The 6,758-nt window shown below is 34.6% G+C and carries 4 protein-coding genes; all 4 read right to left on the bottom strand.

The annotated features are described in order from the left end of the window. Window positions 1–237: 237 nt before the first annotated feature. The 4 genes from AB1414_13105 to AB1414_13090 all read right to left on the bottom strand — a co-directional run bounded on the left by AB1414_13105 (window position 238) and on the right by AB1414_13090 (window position 6,570). Window positions 238–960 (bottom strand): fibronectin type III domain-containing protein, encoded by a 723-nt coding sequence (locus AB1414_13105; protein ID MEW6608361.1) that lies wholly within the window; start codon window positions 958–960, stop codon window positions 238–240. A gap of 284 nt (window positions 961–1,244) precedes the next feature. Next, the gene (locus AB1414_13100; GenBank protein MEW6608360.1) at window positions 1,245–2,789 is read right to left on the bottom strand and encodes a hypothetical protein; all 1,545 of its coding nucleotides are present in this window, start codon (window positions 2,787–2,789) and stop codon (window positions 1,245–1,247) included. 33 nt (window positions 2,790–2,822) lie between these two features. Next, window positions 2,823–5,408 carry a pitrilysin family protein gene (locus AB1414_13095; GenBank protein ID MEW6608359.1) on the bottom strand — a complete coding sequence of 862 codons (2,586 nt, stop codon included), beginning with the start codon at window positions 5,406–5,408 and terminating at the stop codon, window positions 2,823–2,825. Window positions 5,409–6,411: 1,003 nt separating this feature from the next. After that, a complete protein-coding gene (locus AB1414_13090) occupies window positions 6,412–6,570 on the bottom strand; it encodes a hypothetical protein (GenBank protein ID MEW6608358.1) in 159 nt (52 codons plus the stop codon). Window positions 6,571–6,758 lie beyond the last annotated feature (188 nt).

Here is a 6,758-nt window from a genome sequence, read left to right as displayed (position 1 = left end):
GGAGTTGGGAGACATTTTTGTCAATTAAGGATACATGTCGAAAGCTTGGAGTGAATTTTCGTAAGTATTTATACGATAGACTTTCTGGAGAATACAGGCTGCCATCCTTAGCAGAGATGATCGGGCAAACAAGTGCAGTTTGTTATCCATGTGGCCCTTCGCCATAAAAAACGGTTCTTTAGATATTATGTGGCTGTTGAAACTGTAAGGTGCAGATTGCCACTTGATGATGAGCAGTTACTTAGCAGCCCATGAAAGAATATATCTAAATGTTACTTGTTGTCCTTTTGTTGGGTCAAATAAGTTATCATAGGGGTTAAATTGTGGTCTTAGAGGAGTAGTAGCAGATGTTGGTTCAGAATAATTTGAATATCCATAACCATCCCGTCCAGCTATTCGATAGTAGTAAGTAGTATTTTCACTTAAATTTTTATCGTAATATGAAGTGGTATTTGCAACTACAGTAGTTATTGTGCTATAAACTCCATCCACACCCGTTTTTCTTTGAATAGTAAAATCATATTCATCGTCATAGGTATCATTCCAGGATAATTTTATCTCATTCCACCAAATTGCATTAGCAATAAGACCAGTTGGTGTTCCAGGTGGTTTATCGTCGATAGTTTTAAATGTCCAGGTACCTCCTTCAGTGAATGTTCCATTGGTAGCAATGATTTTCCAGATATACCATGTATCATAGGCTAATTGGTGTAATTTATCATAAATGGTGAGAGTAGTAGTTCCAATTTTATTTAGAGTAAATGAACGAGTTCCAAAATACACTTCATAAGTTACAGTACCACCTGTCCCTGACCAGACTAAGTTTGTATTTATAGATTGATTAGTTGCATTGTTTGGGGGGATAATTGGTTGAAGTTCATCAAGTGGCTGAATACCAAAGGCTAATTTTGCAAATACTAATGATAAAAGTAAAACTACTATGAAAACCTTACATTTCATCTTAACAGATATTATATTCTATATTCTTAAAATTGTCAAGGAAATATTGGGGGCATTTAGAATATCATTTACTTTCTTTTTAATATCTTTTTGTTGTCTCATTTGCTCTAATACCAGCTTTTGTTACCCCACTTAAACTTATCCCAAATATATTCCCTCTCTGGTAACCGTTCAAGATATAGCCACAGAGTCATAGAGTCACAGAGAACACAGAGGGAATATATAACCACGAATGAACACAGGGAGAATAGTGGGGTCAGACCTCACCATCTCCCTCTACTTTCTTACCATGTTACTTTTATCTTGAAATAAAACGCCTGTGGATGAGGTTCAGAGGATGTATAAGTATATTTAGTTATTAATTCCTTTCCCTGCCTTTTTATTTTTATCTGTCCATAAGTTTCCCTTTTTTCATCCGAACCATATTTAAACCTTGAAGTGAAGGTTATCCCGGGGTTAAAATAATATATCCCCTTCACATAGGCATAGTCACTAATCTTTTTATCTTCACTGGTATATTTATAATAAAAGTTTATCTCACATTTTTCATAATTATTGTCTAACTCAAAGGAATAATTGGTCTTTTTACCTTCAGTCCGGACTATATCTTTATCTTCATATTCAATTTTACCCCTGATTTTTACTCGAGGGGATAATTTGTGCTCAACACAACCCCAGTATGTTTCATCTGTAATAAAAATAGAAGGATGTTTATGGTAATCGACAAATCCTGTAAGTTTTAAGTCCCCTGAGATATACTCTATTTTAGCCTCACCGCCTTTCTCATCCCCTTCTTTTATTTGACTATGGGGATTAATAAAATCTTGTTCATATCTTCTTAATGAGAGCCAATATTTAAAATTACTTATCTTTTTATACCCTCTAAGAAATATTCCAGTGCCTTGATTTTTACTTTTGGCTATTTCTGCGGCAATCTCTGCCGTATTAATCCTTTTCATAAAGTCCATTCCCAGTATTTCAATCCGTTTATTTTCATCTTTAGAATTAAGGTTACTGATATAACCTGTTAGTCCGATGTGATTATTGCCTTTTACCAGATTAAGATTGCCTCCCCATAATTTCTCTTTACCATCAAATTCCGATAAAACATTGTTTGGAAACTTACTTAAATCCACACAGGAATAGAAAAAAGCAGAATTTAAGTTATCAAAAGATGTCTCGATGAATATTCCATCTTGAATATCACTCTTTCTGGTCATATCATCCGGAACAACACCCTGGTATGAATTACGATGGGCAGAATTAAAGGTTATCCCTTCACCAAATCGTGCTTGATAATTACCGATGAGGATTTGCGGCCACATTAAATATCTTTTCTTTAATTTAATCTCCTCTTCACGCTGACCGAAACCACCAAGTTTTATATTTTTAGTATAAACACCTAATTTTGCATTAACCTCTGCCTTTTTATTATCCTCAAGGGTTTCGCTCGACCACAAGTCAAACTTTCCTTTCAATAATTCTTCAACCTGAATAAATACCTTAATTTGTTCAAATATATCATTGCCAACGATAGGGATTATATCTAAAGTGGTTTTATAAGGTCTTTGATTATAAATCTGGTAAGATAGGTCAAAAGTTATATTAGGTAATTCTTGAATTTCTGAAGGTTTTGCAGTATTCAAATCAATAGGGTGTTGATAAAGGTAGTTTAAGATTTCATAATCATTCCAGGAAATTTCATTATCAATATATAATTCCCAGATGTCATTTTCATCCTCAATTTTTATGGTAGGAATCTTGATTTCTCCAAAGGATAAATTATGGCATATCAAAATAAGGAATAGACCTGAGATTAACTTCTTCATAACTATTCAGGCATTATCATAAACCACTAATGATTAATTGGGTCGAGTAATAGTCAAGACATAATTGTTAAAATATTTATTAGCAACACTTTTAACTTCTTCCTTCGTCACAGCATTTATCTTTTCAATTAAATCATCCCGCCAGTCATAGTTTAAACCATAAAGTTCATATTGAGCGGATAATGATGCCTGGGATGAGTTTGTTTGCTTTAAATATAATGCCTCCATCACAATGCAGGCTTTTTTCCCTCTATCTAATTCTTCATCTAAAACTAATTCGTTTTTGATTAATTCCTGTTTTTCTTTGATAATTTTTAATGCCTTATCCAGATTTTCAACCGTTGTGGCGGCTTGAATAGCGTAATAGCCCGGGTTTTGTTTGACCTCATTCCAGGCATGGACAAAATAAACTAATTCCTCACCTCGCAAGGTATTATGTAACCAGCCTCCAGGATAACCAATGCCAGAGGTAATGGCATCAATAACCCGCATTGTATACCAATCCTTATCTCCGACCTTCATTCCTGGGTAGCCCATAAAGATTACCGCCTGCTTTTTCTCCGTGTTCATAGTCGCTTCAACATTTGAAGAAAGTGGTTCTTCAACAACTACTTCCGGGAAAGTAATCTCTGCCGGCGCCCACCCTTTAAATTTCTCCAATATTAATTCCTTTGCTATTTTGGGGTCAATATCACCAAAAACAGTTAGAATGATATTATTAGGCAGACAATATCTTTTCCAGACATCAACCAAATCTTGCCTTTTTAGATTAGTAATACTTTCTTTTGTCCCGAGTGAGATAAATTGGTAAGGGCTTTTTTTGTAAAATGTCTTTTTGAAAAAGACCTCTGATTGTGCCTTCCAATTATCGTCTAAACTCTCAATATCGGCTAAAATTGCCTTTTGTTCTTTTTTTAACTCCTCCTCGTCAAAAACAGGATTCATTAAAACATCGGCAATTATATCCATAGATAGGTTAATATCCTGTTTCAGAACTTCTAAGGAGCAATTGAAGTAATCCTCACTACCAGCGGCGTTGATACTTCCACCTATCGAATCTATCTGTTTAGCAATTTGTTCTGCAGTGCGGTTTTTTGTGCCTTTAATCAGCATCCTTGCCATAAAATTAAACACACCATTATTTTGTGCATTTTCATACCGTAGTCCGCCTTTAAGATATGCACCAATATAGACTAATGGCACATTCACATTTTGTTTTAATAAAATGGTCATACCGTTGTCCAAAACTACCTTTTCTACCTTTCCAACCGCAATTTGTTCTTTTGCCGTTTCTGTTTTCTCTAATTTTGCTCCTTTAGGTTTTAGCATTGTCACGGTTAAGGCATCATCATAAAAATATGTATTTACGACCCGTTGAATGTCCTCTTTCGTCACCTTTTTTATGTTTTCTACATAAATTTCGTGAAATAAAGGATTACCCGTATGAAGGACATCTCTACCAATAACATTGGTTTGACTTTGCACAGTTTGATTAGCAAAGACATACTCACTTATTATTTGTGTTTTTGCCTTTTCAAGTTCTTCATCTAAAACAGATTCTTTTTTTAATTTATAAATCTCATCGAGTATAGACTTTTCTGCCTGATGGATATTAGAATAATCCAATATTGCCTCAATCGTAAAGTCAGCGGCATCATATCGTGGGGTGAAAGATGAGGCAGAAATGCTGTGAACAAGTTGTTTTTTATCCTTTATCTCGCGATATAGTCTTGAACTCTCCCCTTGACCTAAAATACAGGCCAGGACATCAAGCGGATACATATCCGGATGAGTAATCGTCACGGTGCGAAATCCCATCAATAAATAGGTAAGTTTGACATCTGATTCCTTCTCAACTGTCCTTTTCCCCATTTGTTTTGGGTCAGACTCAATATAAATAGGTGGAGTAGGATTGCCTTTAAAATCGGCAAATGCCTTTTCTATCTTTGTTAATACCTCTTTTGAATCAAAATCACCAACCGCAACAACAATTATATTTTGAGGGACATACATTCGATGATAGTATTTCAAAAGGTCGTCACGGGTTAATTTTTTAAATAATTCTGCGATGCCAATTATGGGAAAATGTTCAGGATGACGCTGAAACATTGTTTGATTATAGATTTTGTTTAACATCCTTTGCGGGTCATCATCAATCATATTTATTTCTTTTAAAATTACCCCTTTTTCTTGTTCGATTTCCTCTGGGGCAAAGTTACAGTTCAAAATCCAATCAGATAAAAGGTCTATAACCGTATCAAAGTATAGATTTGCGGTAGAAATATAGTAGCAGGTATGGTCTGATGAGGTATAGGCATTAGATGCCCCGCCGATTGATTGGATAATCTTTTCGATTTCATCCTTGCTGTGATTTTTTGTTGACCCACCGGCAATGATATGTTCACAATAATGTGATATTCCTGCCCCTAAATACTCCTGTTCATAGATACTGCCGGCATTATAGACATAAACTTGCATTGTGGCAACAGGTGCGGCGTGATTTTCCATAATCACCACACGCAGACCATTATCCAATGTAGTTTGAACTATCTGTGCCGCAGAAACTAACCCTTCTGCCAACATCATTAAGGTTATCAATACTGTAATTAAATGTTTCATTGAACAAATCTCCTTTTTTAAACTGATAAGAAATTGCTTTTTGGGTCTTTTGGACCGTGCATTCATTTTTGCCCTTTCTGGGTGGGGGTATTATAGCAGAAATTTTAGTATATGTCAAGAGGCTGACCGAAAATTTTTTAAAAATATCGTAACCGTTCAGGTAATCCTTTACCGCACAGATGCAAGAGTTCGCAGAGAGGAAAATATCTTTTTTTTGTGTTTTTCGGTGTTTAAAAAGGCTTAAAAACAGTTAGTCGAAAATAAGTATTATAGCGGTTATTAACTGGAAGTTTACATAGGATAATACCCATAAATAAGGCATGAGAATAATCGTTCCGTTAGGAACATAATATCGGTAGGAATAGATAGACAAATCAATCAGTTCCGTAGGAACGATATATTGGTAGAAATTTATGGAAAGCCATTTACCGATATATTGTCCCTATGGGACATTAAATGAAGGATGAGGTAGAATTTTCACCTTCTATTTCTTTTCCATTTTATCATAAGAAATGGGAGAAGGCAAGCCAACTGGACATAATTGTCTAAAAATATAGAGAGTTATAGCACTAATTTGACATAGTGTAGTAATTGTTCACGCATATCTTGTTAATTCACTACGAGTAGGGACGAGTATTTAATTCTAAGTAAAGTTTTGAATAATAACTGCTATATCGACTGGTTAATGACCCTTTGGGTTGTCTTTTGGGACTCCAAAATGTCAAAAAATACAAAAAGATGGTAAGAAATGAGGTAACACAATGCCTGGAACCATAGATATAACTTTATGTCTTACGCAACGCTCTCCCTAACGCCTTACGGAAACCGATAAGAATTTTGTGTTACGGAAATATCATTTATGGACTATTTGTAAAAATCATTTATGGACATTTAATTCCATTTTAATTCCCCAAATTTAATTCCCCAAAAATATTAAAAATGTATTTAATTCTTCTCTTTAAATTTCTGTGTATATTGTAATTTCATCTCTTTTATGTTAAGATTACTTTATGGAAAATAAGTCAGTAAAACAACAGAAGAGATGTATCTGGACTTTCGTAAATTTTATGCTACTTCTAAAATTCTCTTTATCCTTATCAATCTGTTTATTTTGCTCAAAGAGGGCAAAATTAGGCTCAAAAGCCTGATGATTTTTTTGCAACTTATCCTTTGAAGTTGAATTGATAAAAAATGCTTTACCTATTTTCTTCGCTTTGTGTCCTTTGCGTTACTACTTTGTGCCCTTTGTGGTTTATCCTTTTTTAATCGCAAAGAACGCAAAGAAATCGACCGCAAAGAACGCAAAGATTAAAGGAGAAAAGAATCATAGAAAATTCACGAAACTCCAGT

Source organism: bacterium (assembly GCA_040755795.1).
Lineage (GTDB): Bacteria > UBA9089 > CG2-30-40-21 > CG2-30-40-21 > SBAY01 > JBFLXS01.
The sequence above is the reverse complement of the archived record's forward strand: the minus strand, read 5'-3'. Positions and strand labels throughout refer to the sequence as shown.

Bases quoted from the DNA above. Each gene is read 5' to 3' on its own strand.
- AB1414_13105 (MEW6608361.1), bottom strand. From the start codon at position 960: ATGAAATGTAAGGTTTTCATAGTAGTTTTACTTTTATCATTAGTATTT.
- AB1414_13100 (MEW6608360.1), bottom strand. From the start codon at position 2,789: ATGAAGAAGTTAATCTCAGGTCTATTCCTTATTTTGATATGCCATAAT.
- AB1414_13095 (MEW6608359.1), bottom strand. From the start codon at position 5,408: ATGAAACATTTAATTACAGTATTGATAACCTTAATGATGTTGGCAGAA.